Origin of the sequence: Stenotrophomonas sp. YAU14D1_LEIMI4_1 (assembly GCF_003086815.1) — a bacterium.
In the GTDB taxonomy this organism is placed as follows: domain Bacteria; phylum Pseudomonadota; class Gammaproteobacteria; order Xanthomonadales; family Xanthomonadaceae; genus Stenotrophomonas.
The window spans coordinates 2,778,394-2,802,462 of sequence record NZ_CP025997.1 but is presented as its reverse complement, the minus strand read 5'-3'; the positions used below and the strand labels follow the sequence as shown (position 1 = coordinate 2,802,462).

Annotated in this window: 24 protein-coding genes; 18 read left to right on the top strand and 6 right to left on the bottom strand. The window is 67.6% G+C overall.

The genetic code is table 11. The annotated features are described in order from the left end of the window. The first annotated feature begins 56 nt into the window (after positions 1-56). From efp to C1932_RS13105, 5 genes are all read left to right on the top strand, one after another. Complete coding sequence (gene efp / locus C1932_RS13125; RefSeq protein WP_108750146.1) at positions 57-623, top strand: elongation factor P; 567 nt, start codon at positions 57-59, stop codon at positions 621-623. 178 nt (positions 624-801) lie between these two features. Further along, entirely contained in the window at positions 802-2,145 is a 1,344-nt protein-coding gene (locus C1932_RS13120) for a TRZ/ATZ family hydrolase (protein ID WP_108762473.1), read from the top strand. A gap of 24 nt (positions 2,146-2,169) precedes the next feature. Continuing rightward, the gene (ubiG, locus tag C1932_RS13115; RefSeq protein WP_108762472.1) at positions 2,170-2,886 is read left to right on the top strand and encodes a bifunctional 2-polyprenyl-6-hydroxyphenol methylase/3-demethylubiquinol 3-O-methyltransferase UbiG; all 717 of its coding nucleotides are present in this window, start codon (positions 2,170-2,172) and stop codon (positions 2,884-2,886) included. After that, the gene (locus tag C1932_RS13110) at positions 2,883-3,578 is read left to right on the top strand and encodes a phosphoglycolate phosphatase (protein ID WP_108753635.1); all 696 of its coding nucleotides are present in this window, start codon (positions 2,883-2,885) and stop codon (positions 3,576-3,578) included. The genes ubiG and C1932_RS13110 overlap by 4 nt, the downstream gene beginning before the upstream one ends. A gap of 11 nt (positions 3,579-3,589) precedes the next feature. After that, positions 3,590-4,294 carry a squalene/phytoene synthase family protein gene (locus C1932_RS13105; RefSeq protein ID WP_108762471.1) on the top strand — a complete coding sequence of 235 codons (705 nt, stop codon included), beginning with the start codon at positions 3,590-3,592 and terminating at the stop codon, positions 4,292-4,294. 183 nt (positions 4,295-4,477) lie between these two features. Here the strand turns inward: C1932_RS13105 and C1932_RS13100 are convergent, their stop codons facing one another. From C1932_RS13100 to yidD, 3 genes are read right to left on the bottom strand one after another with little or no spacing between them, the layout of a single operon-like run. Next, a complete protein-coding gene (locus C1932_RS13100; protein WP_199911964.1) occupies positions 4,478-5,326 on the bottom strand; it encodes a M23 family metallopeptidase in 849 nt (282 codons plus the stop codon). Continuing rightward, positions 5,326-6,672 (bottom strand): dihydroorotase, encoded by a 1,347-nt coding sequence (locus C1932_RS13095; RefSeq protein ID WP_108762469.1) that lies wholly within the window; start codon positions 6,670-6,672, stop codon positions 5,326-5,328. The genes C1932_RS13100 and C1932_RS13095 overlap by 1 nt, the downstream gene beginning before the upstream one ends. Before the next feature lies 1 nt (position 6,673). Then, the gene (gene yidD / locus C1932_RS13090; protein ID WP_108750139.1) at positions 6,674-6,928 is read right to left on the bottom strand and encodes a membrane protein insertion efficiency factor YidD; all 255 of its coding nucleotides are present in this window, start codon (positions 6,926-6,928) and stop codon (positions 6,674-6,676) included. Between the two features lie 273 nt (positions 6,929-7,201). Between yidD and dksA the strand changes: the two genes are divergently transcribed. After that, positions 7,202-8,443 (top strand): RNA polymerase-binding protein DksA, encoded by a 1,242-nt coding sequence (dksA, locus tag C1932_RS13085; RefSeq protein WP_108762468.1) that lies wholly within the window; start codon positions 7,202-7,204, stop codon positions 8,441-8,443. Between the two features lie 161 nt (positions 8,444-8,604). On the opposite strand, the gene C1932_RS13080 is transcribed toward dksA, so the two are convergent. Genes C1932_RS13080 through cysS form a run of 3 tightly spaced genes read right to left on the bottom strand, consistent with a single transcriptional unit; the run spans position 8,605 to position 11,732 of the window. Beyond that, entirely contained in the window at positions 8,605-9,852 is a 1,248-nt protein-coding gene (locus C1932_RS13080; RefSeq protein WP_108762467.1) for an MFS transporter, read from the bottom strand. Further along, the gene (locus tag C1932_RS13075; RefSeq protein WP_108762466.1) at positions 9,849-10,301 is read right to left on the bottom strand and encodes a SufE family protein; all 453 of its coding nucleotides are present in this window, start codon (positions 10,299-10,301) and stop codon (positions 9,849-9,851) included. Before C1932_RS13075 ends, C1932_RS13080 begins: the two co-directional genes overlap by 4 nt. A 54-nt stretch (positions 10,302-10,355) precedes the next feature. Then, positions 10,356-11,732 carry a cysteine--tRNA ligase gene (gene cysS, locus C1932_RS13070; protein WP_108762465.1) on the bottom strand — a complete coding sequence of 459 codons (1,377 nt, stop codon included), beginning with the start codon at positions 11,730-11,732 and terminating at the stop codon, positions 10,356-10,358. A gap of 175 nt (positions 11,733-11,907) precedes the next feature. On the opposite strand from cysS, the gene C1932_RS13065 reads away from it, so the two are divergent. From C1932_RS13065 to C1932_RS13010, 12 genes are all read left to right on the top strand, one after another. Continuing rightward, positions 11,908-12,471, top strand: coding sequence for a hypothetical protein (locus C1932_RS13065; protein ID WP_108750134.1), 564 nt, complete (start codon positions 11,908-11,910; stop codon positions 12,469-12,471). A gap of 319 nt (positions 12,472-12,790) precedes the next feature. After that, on the top strand, positions 12,791-13,801 hold the full coding sequence (locus C1932_RS13060) for an N-acetylornithine carbamoyltransferase (protein WP_108750133.1): 1,011 nt from the start codon (positions 12,791-12,793) through the stop codon (positions 13,799-13,801). A 63-nt stretch (positions 13,802-13,864) separates the two neighbouring features. Continuing rightward, positions 13,865-15,058, top strand: coding sequence for an argininosuccinate synthase (locus C1932_RS13055; RefSeq protein WP_108750132.1), 1,194 nt, complete (start codon positions 13,865-13,867; stop codon positions 15,056-15,058). A 56-nt stretch (positions 15,059-15,114) separates the two neighbouring features. After that, positions 15,115-15,555 carry a GNAT family N-acetyltransferase gene (locus C1932_RS13050; protein WP_108762464.1) on the top strand — a complete coding sequence of 147 codons (441 nt, stop codon included), beginning with the start codon at positions 15,115-15,117 and terminating at the stop codon, positions 15,553-15,555. 16 nt (positions 15,556-15,571) lie between these two features. Next, positions 15,572-16,669, top strand: coding sequence for an acetylornithine deacetylase (locus tag C1932_RS13045; protein ID WP_108762463.1), 1,098 nt, complete (start codon positions 15,572-15,574; stop codon positions 16,667-16,669). A gap of 24 nt (positions 16,670-16,693) precedes the next feature. Next, a complete protein-coding gene (locus C1932_RS13040; RefSeq protein ID WP_108762462.1) occupies positions 16,694-18,022 on the top strand; it encodes an acetylglutamate kinase in 1,329 nt (442 codons plus the stop codon). A 3-nt stretch (positions 18,023-18,025) separates the two neighbouring features. Beyond that, positions 18,026-18,628: a GNAT family protein gene (locus tag C1932_RS13035; protein WP_108762461.1), complete on the top strand. Its 603-nt coding sequence runs from the start codon at positions 18,026-18,028 to the stop codon at positions 18,626-18,628. Beyond that, complete coding sequence (gene argC / locus C1932_RS13030) at positions 18,625-19,578, top strand: N-acetyl-gamma-glutamyl-phosphate reductase (protein WP_108762460.1); 954 nt, start codon at positions 18,625-18,627, stop codon at positions 19,576-19,578. The genes C1932_RS13035 and argC overlap by 4 nt, the downstream gene beginning before the upstream one ends. A 21-nt stretch (positions 19,579-19,599) precedes the next feature. Next, complete coding sequence (gene argH / locus C1932_RS13025; protein WP_108756672.1) at positions 19,600-20,895, top strand: argininosuccinate lyase; 1,296 nt, start codon at positions 19,600-19,602, stop codon at positions 20,893-20,895. After that, a complete protein-coding gene (locus C1932_RS13020) occupies positions 20,895-21,158 on the top strand; it encodes a YciI family protein (RefSeq protein WP_108762459.1) in 264 nt (87 codons plus the stop codon). The genes argH and C1932_RS13020 overlap by 1 nt, the downstream gene beginning before the upstream one ends. 10 nt (positions 21,159-21,168) lie before the next feature. After that, positions 21,169-22,326: a glutamate 5-kinase gene (gene proB / locus C1932_RS13015; RefSeq protein ID WP_108762458.1), complete on the top strand. Its 1,158-nt coding sequence runs from the start codon at positions 21,169-21,171 to the stop codon at positions 22,324-22,326. Continuing rightward, positions 22,323-23,591 (top strand): glutamate-5-semialdehyde dehydrogenase, encoded by a 1,269-nt coding sequence (locus C1932_RS13010; protein WP_108762457.1) that lies wholly within the window; start codon positions 22,323-22,325, stop codon positions 23,589-23,591. The genes proB and C1932_RS13010 overlap by 4 nt, the downstream gene beginning before the upstream one ends. Positions 23,592-24,069 lie beyond the last annotated feature (478 nt).

Here is a 24,069-nt window from a genome sequence, read left to right as displayed (position 1 = left end):
CCATTCTATCCGGCTCGCCGCACCCGCGGCGGTTTTGCCATTTGAGGAGCTTGAGCATGGCCACTGTGGGCATGAATGACGTCAAGAACGGGATGAAGATCCTGGTCAACAACGAACCGGCGGTCATCACGGATACCGAGTATGTGAAGCCGGGCAAGGGCCAGGCCTTCACCCGCGTGAAGTACCGCTTCATCCGTTCCGGCCGCGTGGTGGAACTGACCATGAAGGCGACCGACGACCTGGAAGTGGCCGACGTTGTCGACACCGACATGAACTACATGTACAGCGATGGCGAGTACTGGCACTTCATGGACCCGGAAACCTTCGAGCAGGTGCAGGCCGACAAGGCCGGCATGGGCGGCGCCGAAAAGTGGCTGAAGGGCGAAGAAGCCTGCATCGTGACCCTGTTCAACGGTGCGCCGATCTTCGTGCAGCCGCCGAACTTCGTTGAACTGAAGATCACCGAAACCGATCCGGGCGTGCGTGGTGACACCTCGGGCGGCGGCGGCAAGCCGGCCACCCTGGAAACCGGTGCCGTGGTGCGCGTGCCGCTGTTCGTCAACCAGGATGAAATCATCAAGGTTGATACCCGCTCGGGCGAATACTCCTCGCGCGTCAAGTAATCCGGCGCAGCCGGATTACCTGTAGAGCCGAGCCATGCTCGGCGTTCCGGGCACCGCCCGGACCCGTTGCTGGCGCCCATGGCGCCGCAGCGGACAGCCGCCGGGCATGGCCCGGCGCTACCGCCTCCCGCCAGGCGCGCCCCTGCCATCACGTTCCCCCACAGCCAAGTGAGCCCGCATGAGCGATAGCCCGCACCTCCCCGAAGCCTGCGACCTGCTCATCGAAGCCGGTCATGTCGTTCCGATCGAGCCGCATGCGGTGGTGCTGGAAGACCATGCCGTGGCCGTGCGTGGCAGCGAAATCGTTGCCATTCTGCCGCGTGCCGAGGCCCGCGCGCGCTTCCGCGCCGCGCAGGTGGTCAGCCGTCCCGAGGCGGCGCTGATGCCGGGGCTGGTGAACGCGCATACGCACAACCCGATGACCCTGCTGCGCGGCGTGGCCGACGATCTGCCGTTGATGACCTGGCTGCAGCAGCACATCTGGCCGGTGGAAGCGGCGGTGATCGGGCCCGAATTCGTGGCCGACGGCACCACTCTGGCCATTGCCGAGATGCTGCGCGGTGGCACCACCTGTGCCAACGAAAACTATTTCTTCGGTGACGTGCAGGCCGCGGTCTACAAGAAGCACGGTTTCCGCGCGCTGGTCGGTGCGGTCATCATCGATTTCCCCACCGCCTGGGCCAAGACCGATGACGAGTACTTCGCCAAGGCCGGTGAGCTGCACGACCAGTGGCGCAGCGACCCGCTGATCGGCACCGCGTTCGCGCCGCATGCGCCGTACACGGTGAACGACGCCAATTTCGAGCGCGTGCGCATGCTGTCCGACCAGTTGGACATGCAGGTGCACCTGCACACCCATGAAACCGCGCAGGAAATCACCGATTCGATCAAGCTGCACGGCCAGCGCCCGCTGGCGCGGCTGGATCGCCTGGGCCTGGTCAACGACCGCCTGATCGCGGTGCACATGACCCAGCTGACCGATGCGGAAATCCACCTGTGCGCCGAACGTGGCGTCAGCGTGGTGCACTGCCCGGAATCGAACCTGAAGCTGGCGTCGGGCTTCTGCCCGGCCTGCGCCCTGCAGCGCGCCGGGGTGAACCTGGCGATCGGTACCGACGGCTGCGCCAGCAACAACGACCTGGACATGTTCAGCGAGAACCGCACCGCGGCCATCCTGGCCAAGGCCGTGGCCGACGATGCCACCGCGCTGGACGCGGCCACCACGCTGCGCGCCTCGACCCTGGGCGGCGCACGCGCGCTGGGCTTCGGCGAGCGCATCGGTTCGATCGAAGTCGGCAAGCAGGCCGACCTGGTCTGCGTTGACCTGTCCGCGCTGGAAACCCAGCCGCTGCACAACGTGCTGTCGCAGCTGGTGTACGCCACCGGCCGCCAGCAGGTCAGCGACGTCTGGATTGCCGGCAAGCCCAAGCTGGTGCAGCGCGAGCTGGTCGGCATGGACCTGCCCGGCATCATCGCCAATGCGCGCCAGTGGCGCGAGCGCATCCGCCATATCCGCGCCTGACCGACGGCGCCGCAAGGATTTCCCATGACCGCCCCGCACGCATCCTCCAATTTCGATCAGGCCGAGCTGGACAAGTTCGCCGCACTCGCCAACCGCTGGTGGGATGCTGACGGCCCGCAGAAGCCACTGCACGCGCTCAATCCGGTGCGCCTGAAGTACGTGGCCGACCGCGTGCCGCTGCGCGGCGCGCGCGTGCTGGACATCGGCTGCGGCGGTGGCCTGCTGAGCGAGGCGCTGGCCCAGGCCGGCGCCGAGGTAACCGCCATCGACCTTGCCCCGGAACTGGTGAAGGTCGCCCGCCTGCACGCGCTGGAAAGCGGCGCGAAGGTGGACTACCGCGTGCAGGCCGCCGAGGACCTGGCCGCCGAACAGCCCGGCAGCTTCGATGTGGTCACCTGCATGGAAATGCTCGAGCACGTGCCGGATCCGGGTGCGATCATCGAGGCCTGCAAGCGCCTGCTGAAGCCGGGCGGCCACCTGTTCCTGTCCACCATCAACCGCACTGCCGCCGCGTTTGCGGTGGCCATTGTCGGCGCCGAGTACGTGGCACGGCTGCTGCCCAAGGGCACCCACCACTACCAGGAATTCATCAAGCCGGCCGAGCTGGCCCGCTGGCTGCGCGAGGCGGATGTGCAGCTGGTGGATGTGAGTGGCATGGCCTACGAGCCGTGGCGCAACCACGCCCGGCTGAGCAGCCGCACCGACATCAACTACCTGGCCTACGCGGTCAAGCCGGAATGAGCAGCGCATCGTTCCCGCGCGCGGTGCTGTTCGACCTGGATGGCACCCTGCTGGACAGTGCGCCGGACTTCGTCGCCACCTGCGATGCGATGCTGGCCGAACGCGGCCGCGCGCCGGTGGACCCGGCGCAGCTGCGCCCGGTGGTGTCCAAGGGGTCGCGCGCCATGGTCGGCGCCGCCTTCCCGGATCTGGACGACGCCGCGCGTGACGCATTGATTCCCGAATTCCTGCAGCGCTATGAGGCGCTGATCGGCCGGCACGCGGTGCTGTTCGACGGCGTGGCCGGCATGCTGGCCGCGCTGGATGCGGCGGGCACGGTGTGGGGCATCGTCACCAACAAGCCGGAATACCTGGCGCGCCTGGTCCTGCCGCAGCAGGGCTGGCAGCAGCGCTGCGCGGTGCTGGTGGGTGGCGATACGCTGGCCGAACGCAAGCCGCACCCGCTGCCGCTGCTGCATGCCGCGCAGGCCATGGGCGTTGCCGCCGAAGACTGCGTGTACGTGGGCGACGACGAGCGCGACATCCTCGCCGCGCGCGCGGCCGCCATGCCGTCGGTGGCGGCGCTGTGGGGCTACCGCCTGCACAGCGACGATCCGCTGGCCTGGCAGGCCGACGTGCTGGTGGAAAACGCCGAACTTCTGCAACTGGCCAGTCTGTGGCCGACCCGGCCGGCAGCCCCGGCCCAGCCGTAAGGAACAACGTAGTGAGCAGTACCGCGCTGGAAAGCTTCCTCGACAAGTGGCGCAGCCGCTGGCCGGAATGGTCGGTGGCCGCACCGTTCGTGGCCGAGCCGCAACGTGACCTGGCCGTGGCGTGGTTCGCGCTGCTGCAGGAATTCGACGACATGCTCAACACCAGTGGCGACCCGCTGCCGGCCGACGCCAAGCTGGCGTGGTGGGGCGAAGAGCTGCGCAGCTGGGCCGGGCAGCGCTCGCGCCATCCGCTGGGGCGCCTGCTGGAGCCGGTGCGTGCGCCGTGGGCGCAGCTGGCCGAGGCCCTGCCGGACCTGGTCGAGGCACGTACCGTCGCGCTGGATGCTGCCGGCGCCGAGCGCGCGCTGGCCAACTACGCTGACGCCGTGGCTGCGGTGGAAGCGGTGCTGTTCAACGACACCCCGCGCAAGGGTGCTGGCCGTGCCGTGCAGCTGCAGACCCTGGCCCAGCGGCTGCAGGACGCTGGCGTGGCCGGTGTGCCGCGCAGCCTGCTGGACGAGGACGCCAGCACGGCCAGCCAGCGCTGGGCGCAGCATCTGCTGAAGGGGTGGGGCACCCGTGTGCCGGGCCCGCGCCCGCGCCGTATCTGGTCCAGCCTGGCCCGCGCCCGCGTGGCCGCGCAGGCCGCAGGCAAGCCGATCGAAGCCACCCCGGTACGCACGCTGCTGCGCGTGTGGTGGGCCGCACGCGGCTGATCGCTCCTTGCGGGTGCCGACCTTGGTCCGCACACGGCTGATCGCTGTTGGTGGGTGCGGACCTTGGTCCGCACGCTCTGGGGATCGTGCCGACCAAGGTCGGCACCTACCAAGGCGCAGTGCGCTCGCCGGGTATGGCCCGGCGCTACCGGAATATGACCCCACCCAAGCGCGTGGCGCGCGCTATTTGCGTTCCAGCACCAGCAACGGGTCGATGCGGGTATCGAACCAGTTCATGCCCCAGTGCAGGTGCGGGCCGGTGGCGCGGCCGGTAGCGCCGACGGCGGCAATCACCTGGCCCTGCTCGACACGATCGCCCACCTTCACGTCGATGCGTGACAAGTGCAGGAAGTTCGAGCTGATGCCGTAGCCATGGTCGATCAGCAGCGTGCCGCCGGTCAGGTACAGATCCGGGCCGGCGAAGGTGACCACGCCGGCAGCCGGTGCTTTGACCGGGGTGCCGGTGGGCACCGCTATATCCATGCCGGAATGGCCCGCGCCAGGCTGGCCGTTGTACACGCGGGCATTGCCGAAGCGACCGCTGATGCGGCCCTGCACCGGCCAGATGAAGGTCTGGGTGAAATCGGTGCGGTTGTCATCGCGGGCGCGCGCCGCGGTCACCTGCGCCTGTTCGCGCTTGATGCGTTCGGCAATCGCCGGCGGCGGATTCACCGTCTTCGGCGGCACGCCGTTCACGCGCTCGGTCGGCCAGTCGCGTGGGGTGACGGTGATCGTGGCCGTCTCGCTGCCGCCATCTGGGCGCTGCACCTGCACCTGCAGCGGGCCCTTCTCGTCGCGGCCAATGCCGAACACCACGCTGCCGTAGTTGCTTACGCGCAGGTCACGGCCGGCGTAGCGCACGCGGCTGCCAGCCGGCACCTTGCCGATCACCATGGCGCCCTGCGAGGCGCTGGGCGGGAATACCACGCGGCTGTCGATCAGGCTGCCGATGCCATCCTGCGCCTGTGCCGGCGGTGCGCTGAACAGGGGCGCGGCCAGCAGCAGCGCCCCGAACAGAAGTGCCGGACGCATCAGCGGTCGTAGGTCATGCGCTGGCCGGCCGGTTCGCCCACCAGCTTGCTGCCGTCCCACACCAGCTGGCCGTTCACCCAGGTCGAGGCCACGCGCGAACGGAAGGTGGTGCCTTCAAACGGCGACCAGCCGCACTTGGACAGCACGTCCTCGCGCTTGACGGTGAACGGCACGTCTTCCACCAGCACCAGGTCGGCGAAGTAGCCTTCGCGCAGGAAGCCGCGCTCTTCCACGTCGAACAGCTGCGCCGGGGCGTGGGCGAACTTCTGCACCACCTGCTCGCGGGTCAGCTTGCCTTCGTGCACGCGCTCCAGTGCGGCCACCAGGGCGTATTGCACCAGCGGCAGGCCCGAGGGCGCCTGCGCATAGGGCTTCTGCTTCTCTTCCCAGGTATGCGGGGCGTGGTCGGTGGCCAGCACGTCCAGCACATCGTCAGCCAGCGCGGCGGTGATCGCCTCGCGGTCGGACACTTCCTTGATGGCCGGGTTGCACTTGATCAGGTTGCCCTTGGTCGCGTAATCCGGGCGCGCGAAGTGCAGGAAGTGCACGCAGGTTTCGGCGGTGATCTGCTTGCGGCTGCCGTCGGCACGGATCAGCGGGCCCTTCTCGAACAGTGCCAGTTCGTCGGCGGTGGAAATGTGCAGCACGTGCAGGCGGGTGCCGTGCTTGCGTGCCAGCGACATGGCCAGGCGGGTCGACTTGATGCAGGCCTCGCGCGAGCGGATGTCCGGGTGCATGTCCGGGGTCAGCGCATCGCCGTACTTTTCCTGGAACGCCTTCAGGTTGGCATCGATCATCGGCGTGTCTTCGCAGTGCGTGATGATCGGGGTCGGGCATTCGCGGAAGATCGCATCCAGCGTGTCCGGGTCGTCCACCAGCATGTTGCCGGTGGATGCGCCCATGAACACCTTCACGCCCGGCGCCTTCTTCGGGTCCAGTGCGCGGATTGCTTCCAGGTTGTCATTGCTGGCGCCGTGGTAGAAGCCGTAGTTGGCCCAGGCGCGGCCGCGGGCCAGTTCGTACTTGGCCTCCAGGATGGTCGAATCCAACGTGGGCGGGTTGGTGTTGGGCATGTCCATGAAGCTGGTCAGGCCGCCGGCCACGGCCGCCGCCGATTCGCTGGCGATGTCGCCCTTGTGGGTCAGGCCCGGTTCGCGGAAATGCACCTGGTCGTCGATCATGCCGGGCAGCAGCCAGCGCCCCGCCGCGTCCACCACCTGTTCGCCGTCGCGCGGGCTCAGCCCGCTGCCGATCTGCGCGATGCGGCCGTTCTCGATGCGCAGGTCGCCGTCGAAGGTGCGGCCTTCGTTGACCATGCGGGCATTGGTGATGAGGGTGGAGGACATGTCAGTGTTTTCCTGTGCAACGGCAAGAAGGGGCGTGGGAAGACTCGGGCACTGGATCGAAGCCGCCGGGATGGAAGGGGTGGCAGCGGCCCAGCCGGCGCGCGGCCAGCCAGCTGCCGCGCAGCGGGCCGTGGCGGCCGATGGCCTCCATCGCGTATTCAGAACAACTGGGCACGAAACGGCAGCGCGGCCCCAGCAGGGGGCTGATGAAGCGCTTGTAGAAGCGCAGCAGGGCGATGAGCAGGCGCGAGATCACCCAGTCATCTTATGCCAGTTGGCATGAAGGCCGCATTTGTGCAGGATGGGCCGTTGGTCGCATGTCGCCGATGGCCTGCGACCGGTGCTGGCACCCTTGCAGGTGCCGGCCAGGTTCCGCACCGCGCAGGGCGGCCAGGTTGTTCGGACCGCCACGTTGGGCCCGCTGGCTCCAGGACTGAATGGAGCAGGCCCCCAAGGTTGCTGCTGCCGGTCGGGTAGGCTATAAAGGCCCGCTTTCCCGGGCCCCGGGGAATCCAAGGAAGAGCGTTTCGTGGCTGCTAAAAAAACTGCAAAGAAGGCCGTCAAGGCCGCCAAGAAAACCGCCAAGCCTGTTGTGAAGAAGTTGGCGGCCAAGCCCGTTGCCCCGAAGTCGGCCAGCAAGCCGGCAGCGAAGGCGGCGTCATCGCAACCGGCGGCCAGGAAGGCCACCGCAAAGAAGACCCCGGCCAAGGCCGCCAAACCCGCCGTGGCCAAGAAGGCAGCGCCGGCGAAGGCCAAGCCTGCGGCCGCGGCGAAGAAGGCCCCGGTGGCGAAGAAGACCGCTGCCAAGGCTGCTCCGGTGAAGAAGGCTGCCGCCAAGCCGGCGCCCAAACCGGTTGCCAAGAAGGCCGCGCCCAAGCCGGCACCGAAGCCGGTGGCCAGCAAGGGTGCTGCCAAGCCCGCCGCGAAAAAGGCGGCTGCCGCTAAACCGGCGCCCGCACCTGCCGTTGTAAAGAAGGCCGCAAAGAATGTTGCCAAGCCGGTTGCAAAGCCGGCCCCGGCCCCCGTAGTGAAGTCCGCACCGAAGCCTGCCGCAAAGCCTGCTCCGGCCAAGCCTGTCCCGGCCAAGACCGCCCCCGTGGTTGCTGCCCCTCCGGCCCCCAAGCCGGCTGCGGCCGCTGCCCCGGTTGCATCGAAGGCCCCGCAATCCAAGAATCCCGTGCCCGTTTCGAAATCGCCTGCCAAGACCGCCGTGAAATCCGCCGTGAATCCTGATACCGCTCCGAAGACCGTGTCGCGCCCCGTCGGCAAGGTTGCCGTGGCTGTGACCGCCCGTTCGGCGGCGCCGGCCCCGCGCAGCAAGTACAAGGTCATCGAATACAAGACCGACGAGGCCACTGGCCGCCCGATCCTGCCGGCTGGCTACAAGCCGTCCTCGGAAGAGGAATACATGAGCTCGCTGCAGCAGGAATACTTCCGTCAGCGCCTGCAGAACTGGCGCGGCGACCTAGTGGAAGAATCCAAGCAGACCATCGAGAACCTGCGCGAGGAAGTGCGTGACATCGGCGACGAAGCCGAGCGTGCAACCCGCGAGACCGAGAACTCGCTGGAACTGCGCACCCGTGACCGCTACCGCAAGCTGATCGGCAAGATCGACAGCACCCTCAAGCGCCTGGAAGCAGGTGACTACGGCTACTGCGTGGATACCGGTGAAGAAATCGGCCTGGAGCGCCTGGAAGCGCGCCTGACCGCCGAGCGCACCATCGACGCCCAGGAGCGTTGGGAGCACCTGCAGAAGCAGCAGGGCGACTGATTCCAGAGCGTTGTGTGGTCATGCGAAAAACCCGGCCTTGGCCGGGTTTTTTGTTTGTAGCGTCGAGCCATGCTCGACTGCTGGCTCTTGTAGGGTCGAGCCATGCTCGACTGGCGCTTCTGAAGAGCAGTCGAGCATGGCTCGACTCTACAACGGCGAGCTTATTGCAGGTCGCGCAGGTTCAACTTCCGCAGCGTCGGGTTCTTCCACGCGGTAATGCCGGCCACGCCCAGCACCGCGCAGCCGCCCAGCACCACCGCCGGCACCAGGCCCAGCAGCTTGGCCATCGTGCCGGCGTAGAACGCGCCCAGTTCGTTGGACGAGCTGATGAAGATGCCGTTGATGGAAGACACGCGCCCGCGCATTTCCTCGGGCGTGGCCAGCTGCAGGATGGTCGAGCGCACCACCACCGACACGCCATCGAATGCCCCGTAGAACAGCAGGATCAGCGCCGACAGCCAGAAGTGCTGGGACAGGCCGAAGCTGACCACGCACAGGCCGAACCCGGCCACGGCGAACAGCAGCACGCGCCCGGCGTTCTTCTGCAGCGGGTGGCGGGCAAGCCACAGGCCGACCGCGATCGAACCCAGCGCCGGAGCCGCGCGCAGGATGCCCAGCCCTTCCGGGCCGTGGTGCAGGATCTCCTGCAGGAAGGCCGGCAGCATCGCCACCACGCCGCCCAGCAGCACCGAGAACATGTCCAGCGCCATCGCGCCGACCATGATGCGGTTGCCGACCACGAAGCGGGCACCTTCGGCGATGCTCTTGAAGATCGGCGCAGCCGGGCCGTCATGCACCGGCTCGCTCACTTTCAGCGTGGCCAGGCAGCCCAGGGCGACCAGTGCGAAGCCGGTGGCCACCGCGTAGGACAGGCCCTTGCCGCCCCAGCCGACCAGGATGCCGCCCAGCGCCGGGCCCACCACCATGCCCGACTGGAACACCACGCTGCCCAGCCCGGCGCCGCGCGCGAACTGCTCACGGGCCAGCACGCGGGCGAACAGGGCGTTGTAGATGGGTGACAGGAAGGCACGCACCATGCCGGTCAGGGCGATGGCCGCATAGATCGGCCACACCCCGTGGAACGGCAACCAGCCCTTTGCCACGCAGGTCAGCACAATGGCCGTGGCCACCAGCCCGGCGCAGGCGACCATGCCCAGCCGGCGGCGCGGCAGGTGGTCCACCAGGTAGCCGGCAAACGGCGCCACGCAGAAGAACGGCAGCACCTCGGCCAGGCCGACCAGGCCCAGCGAGAACGGATTGCGGGTGACTTCGTAGATGTGCCAGCCGACGGTGACGGCCACCACCTGGTAGGACAGCATGGCGAAGATGCGGTAGGCCAGCAGCTTGGCAAAGCCGGGCCGGCCCAGCAGGGCCAGCGCGCCTTCGTCTTCGGTGGTGGCCGCGGTCACGGCTGTTCGCGCTGCAGCTGGGCCTGCGCGGTCTCTCGGATGAAGGCCAGCATCGCGGCCACGCCGTTGCTGCGGGTGGGCGAGAGGTGGCGGGCCAGGCCGATGTCCTGGATGTAGCTGGGTTCGGTGGCCAGGATTTCCTGGGCCGAGCGGCCCGAGTACACGCGCAGGGCCAGGAAGATCAGGCCCGAGACGATGGCCGAATCGCTGATGGCGTGGAAGCGCAGCGACTGCGCGTTGCCTTCCGGCACGATCCACACCATCGACTGGCAGCCCTGCAGGCGGTGCTCTTCGGTCTTCCACTCTTCTGGGAACGCCGGCAGCTTGCGGCCCAGATCGATCAGGTACTGGTAGCGTTCGGACCAGTCAGCGAAGAAGGTGAATTCTTCGGCAATGGAGCTCTGCGCCTCGGTGGCGGTGGGTTCAAGCGGGAACGGGGAGTCGGTCACAACGGTCTCTGCAGTGGGGGCGTGGCCGGGGGCGCCGGCCACGGGGCAGGGCGGTCAGGCGCGCTTGCGCACCCAGCGCACGCCCTGCGGGGTGTCTTCCAGCACGATGCCCTCGGCGGCCAGCTGGTCGCGGATGGCGTCGGAGCGGGCGAAATCGCGGGCCTGCTTGGCTGCGGCACGCTCGTCGATCAGGCCCTGGATGCGCGCATCGTCGTCGCCTTCGCTGGCGGCGGTGCCGAACCACTGCGCCGGGTCGGCCTGCAGCAGGCCCAGCGCCAGGCCGGCGCCGAGCAGTTCGCCCTTCAGGCGCGCGCGCTGGGTCGGGTCGGTGGCACGGCGGGCTTCGCCGGCAATGCGGGCGACCTCGGCCAGTGCCTGCGGGGTGTTCAGGTCATCGTCCAGGGTGGCCTCCACCGACGCCGGAATGACGGCCGCAGCATCCACGTCCAGCAGGTCGCGCAGGGTGCCGTACAGACGGTCCAGGGTGCGCGCGGACTGTTCGATGAGCGCATCGGACCAGTCCAGCGGCTGCCGGTAGTGGGCCGACAGCAGGGCCAGGCGCAGCGCTTCGGGCGGGTGCTGGCGCACCAGGTCGTGCACGCGCTCGATGTTGCCCAGCGACTTGCTCATCTTGGCGCCGCCGAAGTTGAGCATGCCGTTGTGCAGCCAGAAGCGGGCGAAGACCTTGCCGCCGTGGGCGCATTCGCTCTGCGCGATCTCGTTCTCGTGGTGCGGGAACTGCAGGTCCACGCCGCCGGCGTGGATGTCGATGGTCTCGCCCAAGTGGGCGGCGGCCATCGCCGAGCACTCGATGTGCCAGCCCGGGCGGCCGCGGCCCCACGGCGATTCCCAGCCGGGCAGGTCGTCGCTGGACGGCTTCCACAGCACGAAATCGCCGGCGTCGCGCTTGTACGGCGCCACTTCCACGCGGGCGCCGGCCAGCATTTCTTCCGGGTCGCGGCGCGACAGCTTGCCGTAGCCATCGAAACTGGCCACCGCGAACAGCACGTGGCCCTCGGCGGCGTAGGCATGGCCGTTGTCGATCAGCTGCTCGATCATGGTGATGATCTGCGGCATGTGCGCGGTCACTTCCGGCTCGATGTCCGGCGGCACCACGCCCAGCGCGGCCATGTCTTCACGGTAGGCGGCGGCGAACTTGTCGGTGATGGTGCTGATCGGTACGCCCTGCTCGCGCGCGGCGGTGTTGATCTTGTCGTCCACGTCGGTGATGTTGCGGGCGTAGCGCAGCGCGCCGAAGCGGCGCCGCAGCAGGTCGGCCAGCACCCCGAACACCACCGGGCCACGGGCGTTGCCGATATGCACGTAATTGTAGACCGTGGGGCCGCACACATACAGGGTCGGACAGGCCGGATCGATCGGGGTGAACGGTTCGAGCTGGCGAGTCAGGTTGTTGTGCAGGCGCAGGGTCATGGGGATCGGGGTGGGGGACAAGCCTGTGATTTTAGAACGTGTCGGGCCCCTTTGGGGGCGCCGGGGCCCACCGGCGGGCGGGGTGGGGTGGGCAGGAGCGGCGCGGACGGGTAATGTTCAGCCCCTTGCGGTCGTCACTGCCTACACTATTGCCGTGCCCTTCCTTCCGTCGCCAATGAAAACCACCGCGTTGCTGACCCTGGCCTGCCTGTCGGCGGCGCCATTCGTGGTCCGGGCCCAGGAGGCCGAGCCGCGCAACCGTGTGGTGATCGTGGAGAACGTGAAGTTCGACTACGCCCAGGTGCTGAACGTCGAGCCGGTGTTCCAGACCCTGCGCGCCACCCGCACCGAAGAACACTGCGAGCCAGTGTCCACCCGGACCCTGGCCCCGGTGAACGTGACCGGCGAGGAGCCGGTGGAGGACAAGGGCAGGATCGGCCGCTTCTGGGACTCGGTGCGCTCGATGTTCAAGCGCAGCGACGAGGAGGCCGCCGCCGAGGTGGCCGCCGAGAACCCGGCCCCGGCCCCGGCCAACAATGGCCCCATGCTGACCCGCGACTGCCGCATCGTGCCGGTGGGCCGTGAATTCCGCCGCCCCATCGCCTACGACGTGGATTACGTCTACAAGGGCACCAAGTACCGCTCGCGGCTGCCGGAAGACCCCGGCAACCGGCTGAAGATCCGGGTGTCGATTACCCCCTGGGTGGGCGCGGACCAGACCGCTGGCGCTTCGCCCTGATTCTGCGACGCCTGCCCCTTGCGCAGGCCCCCCGCCCATGCAAAGATGTTCGGCCATGAAGCTCACCGACTTCCAGCACGACAGCAGCGCCGCCCGCCAGGCCACTGGCATGACGTCGCGTGCCCGTCGACCGGAACCCCACATTTCCGCTGGGTAACCGGAGCTTTCTGCTGTTCGTCCGAAAAAAACCCAGCCCGCCGGCTGGGTTTTTTCGTTTCCGCGTCCTGAAAGCTTCATCTGCAGCCATTTCGCACCACCCTGTTTGCCGGTTTTCCCTTCCACCGCGCCGCAGCCCGGCGCCGCCACGCAAGGAAAGATGATGTCCCCCAAGCACTTCCTGAACACCCAGGACTGGAGCCGCAGCGAGCTTGACGCCCTGCTGACCCAGGCCGAGCTGTTCAAGCGCAACAAGATCGGCGACCAGCTCAAGGGCAAGTCGATCGCGCTGGTGTTCTTCAACCCGTCCATGCGCACCCGTACCAGCTTCGAACTGGGCGCCTTCCAGCTCGGTGCCCACGCGGTGGTGCTGCAGCCGGGCAAGGATGCGTGGCCGATCGAGTTCAACCTCGGCACGGTGATGGATGGCGATACCGAAGAGCACATCGCCGAAGTGGCCAAGGTGCTGGGCCGTTACTGCGACATCATCGCCGTGCGCGCGTTCCCCAAGTTCGTGGACTGGGCCTACGACCGCCAGGACATCGTCCTCAACAGCTTCGCCAAGTACTCGCCGGTGCCGGTCATCAACATGGAGACCATCACCCACCCGTGCCAGGAGCTGGCCCACATCATGGCCCTGCAGGAGCACTTCGGTACGCAGGACCTGCGTGGCAAGAAGTACGTGCTGACCTGGACCTACCACCCCAAGCCGCTGAACACCGCGGTGGCCAATTCGGCGCTGACGATCGCCACCCGCATGGGCATGGACGTGACCCTGCTGTGCCCGACCGCCGATTACATCCTGGACGACCGCTACATGGGCTGGGCCGAGCAGAACGTGGCCGAGAGCGGCGGTTCGCTGAAGATCAGCCATGATATCGACAGCGCCTACGCCGGTGCCGACGTGGTGTACGCCAAGAGCTGGGGCGCGCTGCCGTTCTTCGGCAACTGGGAGCCGGAAAAGCCCATCCGCGACCAGTACAAGCACTTCATCGTGGACGAACGCAAGATGGCGCTGACCAACAACGGTGTGTTCAGCCACTGCCTGCCGCTGCGCCGCAACGTGAAGGCCACCGACGGCGTGATGGATTCGCCGCAGTGCATCGCCATCAACGAAGCCGAGAACCGCCTGCACGTGCAGAAGGCGATCATGGCCGCGGTTGCCGGTCGCTGATTTTTTTCCGATTCAATCATTTCCGCCGGGCACGGCCCGGCGCTACCAGGACATACCCTCCCCATGAGCAACAAAGACGTCGTTCTCGCCTTCTCCGGCGGCCTGGATACCAGCTTCTGCGTGCCCTACCTGCAGGAGCGCGGCTACAACGTGCACACCGTGTTCGCCGATACCGGCGGCGTGGATGATGAAGAGCGCGATTTCATCGAAAAGCGCGCCGCCGAACTGGGCGTCACCAGCCACGTGACCGTCAACGGTGGCCCGGCCATCTGGGAAGGCTTCGTCAAGCCGTTCGTGTGGGCCGGCGAAGGCTACCAGGGCCAGTACCCGCTGCTGGTGTCCGACCGTTACCTGATCGTCGATGCCGCGCTGAAGCGTGCCGCCGAACTGGGCACCAACATCATCGCCCACGGCTGCACCGGCATGGGCAACGACCAGGTCCGCTTCGACCTGGCCGTGAAGGCCCTGGGTGACTACCAGATCATCGCGCCGATCCGCGAGATCCAGAAGGAACACACCCAGACCCGCGCCTACGAGCAGAAGTACCTGGAAGAGCGCGGCTTCGGCGTGCGCGCCAAGCAGCAGGCCTACACCATCAACGAGAACCTGCTGGGCGTGACCATGTCCGGCGGCGAGATCGACCGTTGGGAAGCGCCGGGCGAAGGCGCCCGCGGCTGGTGCTCGCCGCGCAGCGAGTGGCCGGAACAGGCGCTCACCGTCACCCTGAAGTTCGTGGAAGGCGAAGCCGTCGAACTGAACGGCAAGGCCCTGCCGGGCGACCAGATCCTGGCCCAGCTGAACAAGCTGTTCGCCCCCTATGGCGTCGGCCGTGGCGTCTACACCGGCGACACCGTGATCGGCCTGAAGGGCCGCATCGTGTTCGAAGCCCCGGGCCTGGTTTCGCTGCTGGCCGCGCACCGCGCGCTGGAAGATGCGGTGCTGACCAAGCAGCAGAACCGCTTCAAGCCGGACGTGGCGCGCAAGTGGGTGGAGCTGGTGTACGAAGGCTTCTACCACGACCCGCTGAAGACCGACATCGAAGCGTTCCTGAAGTCCTCGCAGGCCAAGGTGAACGGCGAAGTGGTGCTGGAAACCCGTGGCGGCCGCGTTGACGCGGTGGCGGTGAAGTCGCCGCACCTGCTCAACACCAAGGGTGCCACCTACGCACAGTCGGCCGACTGGGGCGTGGAAGAAGCCGAAGGCTTCATCAAGCTGTTCGGCATGAGCTCGACCTTGTATGCGCAGGTGAACCGCTGAGACCGCATTTGCCCTGGCCCCGTGCGGGCCAGGGCAGATGGCAGCCGGATGAAACGATGAGCGCATTACGCATCAGCACCGATCCGCAGGACCTGGACGTTGCCCTGATCCATCATTTCCTGTCCACCCAGGCGTATTGGAGCCCGGGCATCGGGCGCGACGTGGTGGAACGGGCAATCAGCGGTTCGCTGTGTTTTGGCGCTTACCTGGAGGCGTTCGGCCAGGTTGCGTTCGCGCGCGTCATCACCGACGGCGCCACGTTTGCCTACCTGGCCGATGTGTTCGTGTTGCCGCAGCACCGCGGCCAGGGCTACAGCAAGCAGCTGGTGCAGGCCATCATGGCGCACCCGCAGCTGCAGGGCCTGCGCCGCTTCATGCTGGCCACCAGCGATGCACATGGGCTGTACTCCGGCTTCGGCTTCAGCGCACCGGCACGACCGGAGCTGCTGATGGAAATCGTACACCTGAACCCTTACGCCCCGGCCTCGGCCGTTTGAACACCCAGTTGACCCCATGACCGACCTGCTTGCTTCCACCCTGCAGCACCTCCAGGCTCTGGTGTCTTTCGACACCCGCAACCCGCCGCGTGCGATCACCACTGGCGGCATCTTCGATTACCTGCGTGCGAACCTGCCCGGCTTCAACGTCGAAGTGATCGACCATGGTGCCGGTGCGGTCAGCCTGTACGCGGTGCGCGGTACGCCGAAGTACCTGTTCAACGTGCACCTGGATACCGTGCCCGATTCGCCGCACTGGACTGCCGATCCGCACGTGATGCGCCGGCTGGACGACCGCGTGGTCGGCCTTGGCGTGTGCGACATCAAGGGCGCGGCGGCGGCACTGGTGGCCGCGGCCAACGCCAGCGATGGTGATGCGGCGTTCCTGTTCTCCAGCGACGAGGAAGCCAACGATCCGCGCTGCATCGCTGCGTTCCTGGCCCGTGGACTGCCCTATGAAGCGGTGCTGGTGGCCGAACCGACCATGAGCGAGGCGGTGCTGGCGCACCGTGGCATCAGCTCGGTGCTGATGCAGTTCGCCGGCCGCGCCGGCCATGCCTCGGGCAAGCAGGATGCCGCCGCCAGTGCACTGCACCAGGCCATGCGCTGGGGCAACCGCGCGCTGGATCATGTGGAATCGCTGGCCTCGGCACGCTTCGGCGGCCTGACCGGCCTGCGCTTCAACATCGGCCGCGTGGATGGCGGCATCAAGGCCAACATGATCGCGCCTGCCGCCGAGGTGCGCTTCGGCTTCCGCCCGCTGCCGTCGATGGATATCGATGCGCTGCTGGCGACCTTCGCCGGTTTCGCCGAGCCGGAAGCGGCCGTGTTCACCGAAACCTTCCGCGGCCCCAGCCTGCCGGCCGGTGACATCGCCGAGGCCGAGCACCGCCGCCTGCTGGCACGCGACGTGGCCGATGCGCTGGACCTGCCGATCGGCAATGCGGTGGATTTCTGGACCGAGGCCTCGCTGTTCTCAGCCGGTGGCTACACCACGCTGGTGTTTGGCCCGGGCGATATCGCCCAGGCCCATACCGCCGATGAGTTCGTGACGCTGGACCAGCTGCAGCGCTATACCGACGCCGTGCACCGCATCATCGCCGCCGGCGCCTGATTCCTCCTTTCCGACGAAACCGAAATGTCTCCTGCCCTCCAGCCCCACCGCCAGACCCGCCAGACCATCGTGCGCCTGCTTTCCAGCATGGCCAGCGCGAAGGAGATCAGCCAGTACCTCAAGCGCTTTTCGCAGTTGGATGCCAAGCGCTTCGCTGTGGTGAAGGTTGGCGGTGCCGTGCTGCGCGACGATCTTGAAGCGCTGACCTCCTCGCTGTCCTTCCTGCAGGAAGTGGGCCTGACCCCGATCGTGCTGCACGGCGCCGGCCCGCAGCTGGATGCGGAACTGTCCGCCGCCGGCATCGAGAAGCAGACGGTCAACGGCCTGCGCGTGACCTCGCCGGAGGCCCTGGCCATCGTGCGCCGGGTGTTCCAGCAGTCCAACCTGCGCCTGGTCGAAGCTCTGCAGCAGAACGGCGCGCGTGCCACCTCCATTACCGGCGGCGTGTTCGAAGCCGAATATCTGGACCTGGACACCTTTGGTCTGGTGGGCGAAGTGAAGAAGGTGAACCTGGCGCCGATCGAAGCCAGCCTGCGCGCCGGCTCCATTCCGGTCATCACCAGCCTGGGTGAAACCGCCGGTGGGCAGATCCTGAACGTCAACGCCGACTTCGCCGCCAACGAGCTGGTGCAGGAACTGCAGCCCTACAAGATCATCTTCCTGACCGGCACCGGCGGCCTGCTGGACGAGCAGGGCACGGTGATCGATTCGATCAACCTGTCCACCGAGTACGACCACCTGATCGCGCAGCCGTGGATCCACGGCGGCATGAAGGTGAAGATCGAACAGATCAAGGACCTGCTGGATCGCCTGCCGCTGGAATCGTCGGTGTCGATCACCCGTCCGGCCGACCTGGCCAAGGAACTGTTCACCCACAAGGGCTCGGGCACGCTGGTGCGCAAAGGCGAGAAAGTGCTGCGCGCCACCGAATGGAGCGAACTGGACCTGCCGCGCCTGAAGGGGCTGATCGAATCCAGCTTCGGCCGCACCCTGGTGCCCGATTACTTCCAGAAGACCCGCCTGCTGCGCGCCTATGTGAGCGAGAACTACCGCACCGCGGTCATCCTCACCGACGAGGCCGAGGGCGTGTACCTGGACAAGTTCGCGGTGCTGGACGACGCGCAGGGCGAAGGCCTGGGCCGAGCGGTGTGGAACGTGATGCTGGAGGAAACCCCGCAGCTGTTCTGGCGCTCGCGCCACGGCAACCCGATCAACCACTTCTATTACGCCGAATCCGATGGCTGCTACAAGCAGGACCAGTGGAAGGTGTTCTGGTTCGGCGCCGATGGCATCGACCGCATCAAGACCTATGTCGACCACTGCGCCCAGCGCACGCCGAGCCTGCAGGGCTGAGCCATGATGCCTGCCGATGCCTGGAACAGCGTTCCCACCCTGCGCGGCCAGCATGTGCTGCTGGAACCGCTGCAGCGTGCGCACGTGTCCGGCCTGGCCGCGGCGCTGGAAGGCAGCGGCCTGGACCAGCTCTGGTACACCCAGGTGCCTTCGCCGCAGCAGGCAGGGCACTACGTGCAGGCCGCGCTGGATGCACAGGCCGAAGGCAAGGTGCTGCCGTTCGTGATTCGTGATGCGGCCGGCGCCATCGTCGGCAGCACCCGCTTCTATGGGCTGGAAGCGGACGTTCCCAAACTCAGCCTGGGGTACACCTGGTATGCGCCGCGCGTGCAGCGCACCGGGGTGAACACCGAGGCCAAGCTGCTGTTGCTGCGGCATGCCTTCGAGGTGATGGGCTGCATCAGCGTGGTGCTGGAAACCAGCTGGTTCAACCATGCCTCGCGCACCGCCATCGCCCGCCTGGGTGCCAAGCAGGACGGCGTGCTGCGCAACCACAAGCGGCATGCCGACGGCACGCCGCGTGACACTGTCATCTTTTCCATCATCGACGCGGAATGGCAGGGCGTGAAACGCCACCTGCAGCACCGCCTGGACCAACACGCATGAACGATTCGACTTTCACCCTGGGCATTGTCGGTGCCCGTGGCCATACCGGCGCCGAGCTGATCAAGCTGGTGGCCGCCCACCCGCGCTTGAAGCTGGCCTTCGTGTCTTCGCGCGAGCGTGCCGGCCAGCGCCTGGCCGACCACCACCCCGAAGTGCAGGGCGACCTGCAGTACGAAAACCTGGATGCCGATGCCGTGGCCGCCAAGGGCGTGGATGCGGTGATCCTGGCCCTGCCCAATGGCCTGGCCGCCCCGTTCGTGGCCGCGCTGGACGCCGCCAGGCCTGACACGGTGATCGTCGATCTGTCGGCCGATTACCGCTTTGACAACGGCTGGTACTACGGCCTGCCCGAGCTCACCCGCAGCCGTTATAGCGGCCAGAAGCACATCAGCAACCCGGGCTGCTACGCCACCGCGATGCAGTTGGCCGTACACCCGCTGCTGGACCTGCTGGCCGGCCCGCCGCAGTGCTTCGGTGTGTCCGGCTACTCCGGCGCCGGCACCACGCCGTCGGACAAGAACAACGTCGAGCTGCTGGCCGGCAACCTGATGCCGTACGCGCTGACCAACCACGTGCACGAGCGCGAAGTGTCGGTGCAGCTGGGCGTGGCCGTGGAATTCATGCCGCACGTGGCGCCTCATTTCCGTGGCATCACCCTGACCGCGAACCTGTGGTTGAACCAGGTGCAGACCCGCGAGCAGATCGTCGCGCGTTTCCAGCAGGCCTACGCTGGCGAACCGCTGGTGGAGGTGGTGGACGAAGCACCGTGGGTCAGCCGCATTGCCGGCCGCCATGGCGCCCAGGTCGGTGGTTTCACCCTGGCACCCGGCGGCAAGCGGGTGGTGGTGGTGGCCACTCTGGACAACCTGCTGAAGGGCGCGGCCACCCAGGCCATGCAGAACCTCAACCTTGCGCTGGGCATCGACGAACTGACGTCGATCCCGCACTGAACACGTATTACGGAGCCCCCCATGGCAGACCTTCTTTGGCAGAAGCCGGGCGTCGCGGTCGACGCACAGATCCAGACCTTCCTCGCCGGCGATGACGTGATCCTCGACCGTGAATTCTTCCTGCACGATATCGCCGCCAGCGCCGCGCACGCCGAAGGCCTGCAGCACATCGGCATCCTCAGTGCCGACGAACTGGCCGGCCTGCTGCGCGAACTGGACCTGCTGGCGCAGGACTTCCGCGCTGGCCGTTTCGTGCTGGACACGCAGTACGAAGATGGTCATTCGGCCATCGAAGCGCGCCTGACCGAACGCCTGGGCGATGCCGGGCGCAAGATCCACACCGGGCGCAGCCGCAACGACCAGATCCTGGTGGCCACCCGCCTGTGGCTGAAGGAAAAGCTGCAGCGCGTGGCCCATCTCAGTGCCGAGGTGGCCAAGGTGGCGCTGGACCGCGCGCAGGCCGAGAAGGACCTGCCGATTCCCGGCTACACCCACATCCAGCGTGCCGTGGTGTCTTCGGCGGGCATGTGGTGGGCCGGTTGGGCCGAAGCCTTCATCGACAACGCGGTGCGCGCGCGCGACACCCACGCACTGGTGGATGCCAACCCGCTGGGCACCGCCGCCGGCTATGGCGTGAACCTGCCGCTGGACCGCGAACACACCACCGCTGCACTGGGCTTTGCGCGCATGCAGGTGTCGCCGATCTACGCACAGCTGTCGCGTGGCAAGTTCGAGCTGGCCGCGCTGGAAGCACTGGGCGGCGCCACGCTGGACCTGCGCCGCATCGCCTGGGATCTTTCGCTGTTCACCAGTGCCGAATTCGGTTTCGTCGCGTTGCCGGCGCAGTACACCACCGGCAGCTCGATCATGCCGAACAAGCGCAACCCGGACGTGATCGAATTGATGCGCGCCACCCACGCCAGCGTGGCAGCAGCGCGTACCGAGATCGAGCAGCTGCTGTCGCTGCCGTCGGGCTACCACCGCGACCTGCAGTCGTCCAAGGGCGCCATCTTCCACGGCTTCGGTCGCGGCCTGGCCGCGCTGGAACTGCTGCCGGCGCTGCTGGCAAACCTGGAGTGGCGCGACGACAAGCTGCGTGCAGCCATCGATTCGGGCATGTATGCCACCGACGTTGCGGTGGAAGCGGCCGTGGCCGGTGTGCCGTTCCGCGAGGCCTACAAGGCCGCCGCTGCCGGCGCTGACAGTGCAGGGCAGGGGCGTACCCCGGAAGGCAGCCTGGCCGCGCGCGTGTCGCCCGGTTCGGCCGCCGACCTGCGCCTGGACGAACTGCGCGCGCGCTGGCTGGCGCTGGCCTGATGGCGGGCACTGTCTACCTGGTCATGGCCCTGCGCCTGCCCACGTTCACCCAGGCCGCGGTGCAGCCGCACCTGGATTTCCTGGACACGCTGCGCGATCAGGGCCAGCTGCAGCAGACCGGTGGCTTCACCGATGGCAGCGGCGGCGCCTACGTGCTGTGCAACGTGGACAGCCTGGCGCAGGCCCAGGCCATCGTCGCCACCGATCCGCTGGTGACGATGCAGGCCTCGCAATTGACCGTGCACGAATGGCGTACCCGCTGAGATCCCGCTGATGACACACCCCGCCGCCCACGTCGCCTCGCCGTTCCCCGAACAAGCGCTGCCGCCGTGGCGGCGTGCGGTGCTGAAGGTGGGCAGTAGTCTTCTGGCCGCCGATGGCGGCGGGCTGTCGCCGCGCCATGCGCTGGGCCTGGCCCAGTTCGTGTCGGCCCATGTGCTGGCCGGCCGCGAAGTGGTGATCGTCTCCTCCGGCGCTGTAGCAGCGGGGCGCGCGATCCTGCCGCGCGTGGACGAACCCGGCGCGGCCATGGCCGCCCGCCAGGCGCTGGCCGCACTGGGCCAGGCGCAGCTGATCGGCCTGTGGCAGCGTTTCTTCGAACGGCCGGTGGCGCAGGTGCTGCTGACCCACGACGACCTGCGCAACCGCCGCCGCTACCTCAATGCGCGCGCAACGCTGAACGAGCTGCTGCGGCTGGGTGCACTGCCGGTGGTGAATGAGAACGACACCGTTTCGGTGGACGAACTCAAGCTTGGTGACAACGACAACCTGGCCGCCACGGTGGCCGCGCTGGTCGATGCCGATGCGCTGTTCATCGCCACCGACATCGACGGGCTGTACAGCGCCGACCCGCGCACGGTGGCCGACGCGCAGCCGCTGCATGACGTGGCCGAACTGAGCGACGCCGTGCTGGCCATGGCCGGCGGTGCAGGCTCGCGTGCCGGTACCGGTGGCATGCGGACCAAGCTGGAAGCCGCTGCCAAGGCCGGTCGGCTTGGTATTGAAACCTATCTGTTCAACGGCCGCAGCGGTGACGTGGTGCGCGCGCTGACCCGCGATCGGCTGTTTGGCACGCGCATCCACGCCGCCCGCAGCCGTGAAGCGGCGCGCAAGCATTGGCTGCGGCATGCCCCGCTGGCCGAGGGCGCGATCCTGGTCGATGCCGGTGCCGCGCAGGCCATGCGCGAGAAGGGCGCTTCGCTGTTGCCCGGCGGCATCACCGGCGCCGACGGCGCGTTCCGTCGCGGTGACATGGTGCAGGTGTGCTGGAACAGCGACGCGGGGCGGGTCTGCGTGGCGCGCGGGGTCAGCCAGTACGCCGCCGACGATGTGCGCCGCATCGCCGGGCGCCACACGCGCGACATCCAGGCCGTGCTCGGCTACAACTACGGTGGCACGGTCGTGCATCGCGACGATCTGGTGCTGCCATGAACCAACCGCAGGACATCCCCATGAGTGAAATCGAAGCGCAGGCGCGGGCCTGCCGTGACGCGGCCACGGTGATTGCTGGGCTGGACAGTGCGGCGCGCCGTGCGTTGCTGCTGTGCATGGCACAGGCACTGGAAGCGAACGCTGGCCTGATCCTGGCCGGCAACGCACGCGATCTGGCAGCAGCGCGGGAAAAAGGCGTGGGTGCGGCGATGCTGGACCGCCTGGCGTTGGACCCGGCGCGGTTGTTCGGCATGGCCGAAGCGGTGCGCGAAGTGGCCGCGCTGCCCGATCCGGTGGGGCAGGTAACCCGCGACGATGTGCGCCCCAACGGTATCCGCGTGCAGAAGGTGCGCGTGCCGCTGGGCGTGATCGCGATGATCTACGAGGCACGCCCGAACGTGACCGCAGAGGCCGCCGCGCTGTGCCTGAAGGCCGGCAACGGGGTGATCCTGCGCGGTGGTTCCGAGGCCATCCATTCCAACACCGCCATCGCCCAGGCCCTGGCCGGTGCACTGAAGGCCAACGGCGTGCCGCCGGCGGCGGTGACCGTGCTGACCGATCAGCGCCGCGAGGCCATGCTGGAACTGCTGCAGCTGCACGAGCTGATCGACCTGGCCATTCCGCGTGGCGGTGAAGGCCTGATCCGCTTCGTTGCCGAACACGCACGGGTTCCGGTCATCAAGCACTACAAGGGTGTCTGCCATCTGTTCGTGGATGCCAGCGCTGATCTGGACAAGGCCGTTGCGCTGCTGGTGGATGGCAAGTGCAGCCGCCCGGCGGCGTGCAATTCGCTGGAAACGCTGCTGGTGCACCGCGACGTGGCCGAGGCATTCCTGCCGCGCGCGGCGCAGGCGCTGGGCGAGCGCGGGGTGGAGCTGCGTGCCGACGCGCGCGCGCAGCCGTTGCTGCCGGGCAGCACGGCCGCTACCGACGAGGATTTCGCTGCCGAGTTCCTCGATCTGGTGCTGGCAGTCGGCGTGGTCGATGACCTGGACGCGGCGATCGCCCACATCCGCACGTATACCTCTGACCATACCGAAGTGATTGCGACCGAAGACGCCGGCAATGCCGAGCGCTTCGTCAACGCGCTGCGTTCGGCGGTGGTGATGGTCAACGCGTCCTCGCGTTTTTCCGATGGTGGCCAGCTGGGGCTGGGCAGCGAGATCGGCATTTCCACCACGCGCCTGCACGCGTATGGCCCGATGGGGTTGGAAGCGCTGACCGTGGAACGGTTCGTGGTACGTGGCGAAGGGCAGACCCGGTAGGGGGCTTTGCGGCAGGGCCTGCGGCCCTGCACCTGCTGCACGTCAACGTCAAAAGCGTGCATTCCGTGGGATGGCGGGGTGGTGTCGGAATGCGGGGACGCCGCAAGTCCCCCTCCGGGGCCCAGCCCAGCCGCTGGCGGCTGTGCGGTCGGGCGCTTGCGAAGCAGTGCTTCGCAATCAAAGCGCCCTCACCCCTGTAGGCTTGGCAGCCGCATCCATGCGGCTGACACCCCGCATTCCGACACCGCCCCACCTCTGACAGTTTCCCGCGATCTGTGGGAACGGAAAGGGGTCAGATCCCGTTGCTGCGCAACGGGCTCTGACCCCGGAATTGTTTCGGCATCCGTCAGTAGATCCACGCCATGCGTGGATGATTCATTCGATATCTGACGGATGTGTCGACCAAGGTCGACACCTACCGTTGGCGAGCCCTGCCGGAACGGCAAGGGATCGGATCTCGTTGCTGCGCACCGGGCTC

Excerpts from the sequence above, each read along its gene's own strand:
- C1932_RS13095 (WP_108762469.1), bottom strand. The coding sequence starts at position 6,672 with ATGTCCTCCACCCTCATCACCAATGCCCGCATGGTCAACGAAGGCCGC.
- C1932_RS13050 (WP_108762464.1), top strand. The coding sequence starts at position 15,115 with ATGAGCGCATTACGCATCAGCACCGATCCGCAGGACCTGGACGTTGCC.
- argH (WP_108756672.1), top strand. The coding sequence starts at position 19,600 with ATGGCAGACCTTCTTTGGCAGAAGCCGGGCGTCGCGGTCGACGCACAG.
- C1932_RS13045 (WP_108762463.1), top strand. The coding sequence starts at position 15,572 with ATGACCGACCTGCTTGCTTCCACCCTGCAGCACCTCCAGGCTCTGGTG.
- C1932_RS13110 (WP_108753635.1), top strand. The coding sequence starts at position 2,883 with ATGAGCAGCGCATCGTTCCCGCGCGCGGTGCTGTTCGACCTGGATGGC.
- proB (WP_108762458.1), top strand. The coding sequence starts at position 21,169 with ATGACACACCCCGCCGCCCACGTCGCCTCGCCGTTCCCCGAACAAGCG.
- cysS (WP_108762465.1), bottom strand. The coding sequence starts at position 11,732 with ATGACCCTGCGCCTGCACAACAACCTGACTCGCCAGCTCGAACCGTTC.
- C1932_RS13055 (WP_108750132.1), top strand. The coding sequence starts at position 13,865 with ATGAGCAACAAAGACGTCGTTCTCGCCTTCTCCGGCGGCCTGGATACC.
- argC (WP_108762460.1), top strand. The coding sequence starts at position 18,625 with ATGAACGATTCGACTTTCACCCTGGGCATTGTCGGTGCCCGTGGCCAT.
- C1932_RS13060 (WP_108750133.1), top strand. The coding sequence starts at position 12,791 with ATGTCCCCCAAGCACTTCCTGAACACCCAGGACTGGAGCCGCAGCGAG.
- C1932_RS13100 (WP_199911964.1), bottom strand. The coding sequence starts at position 5,326 with ATGCGTCCGGCACTTCTGTTCGGGGCGCTGCTGCTGGCCGCGCCCCTG.
- efp (WP_108750146.1), top strand. The coding sequence starts at position 57 with ATGGCCACTGTGGGCATGAATGACGTCAAGAACGGGATGAAGATCCTG.
- C1932_RS13035 (WP_108762461.1), top strand. The coding sequence starts at position 18,026 with ATGATGCCTGCCGATGCCTGGAACAGCGTTCCCACCCTGCGCGGCCAG.
- C1932_RS13120 (WP_108762473.1), top strand. The coding sequence starts at position 802 with ATGAGCGATAGCCCGCACCTCCCCGAAGCCTGCGACCTGCTCATCGAA.
- C1932_RS13020 (WP_108762459.1), top strand. The coding sequence starts at position 20,895 with ATGGCGGGCACTGTCTACCTGGTCATGGCCCTGCGCCTGCCCACGTTC.
- ubiG (WP_108762472.1), top strand. The coding sequence starts at position 2,170 with ATGACCGCCCCGCACGCATCCTCCAATTTCGATCAGGCCGAGCTGGAC.
- C1932_RS13065 (WP_108750134.1), top strand. The coding sequence starts at position 11,908 with ATGAAAACCACCGCGTTGCTGACCCTGGCCTGCCTGTCGGCGGCGCCA.
- C1932_RS13040 (WP_108762462.1), top strand. The coding sequence starts at position 16,694 with ATGTCTCCTGCCCTCCAGCCCCACCGCCAGACCCGCCAGACCATCGTG.
- C1932_RS13010 (WP_108762457.1), top strand. The coding sequence starts at position 22,323 with ATGAACCAACCGCAGGACATCCCCATGAGTGAAATCGAAGCGCAGGCG.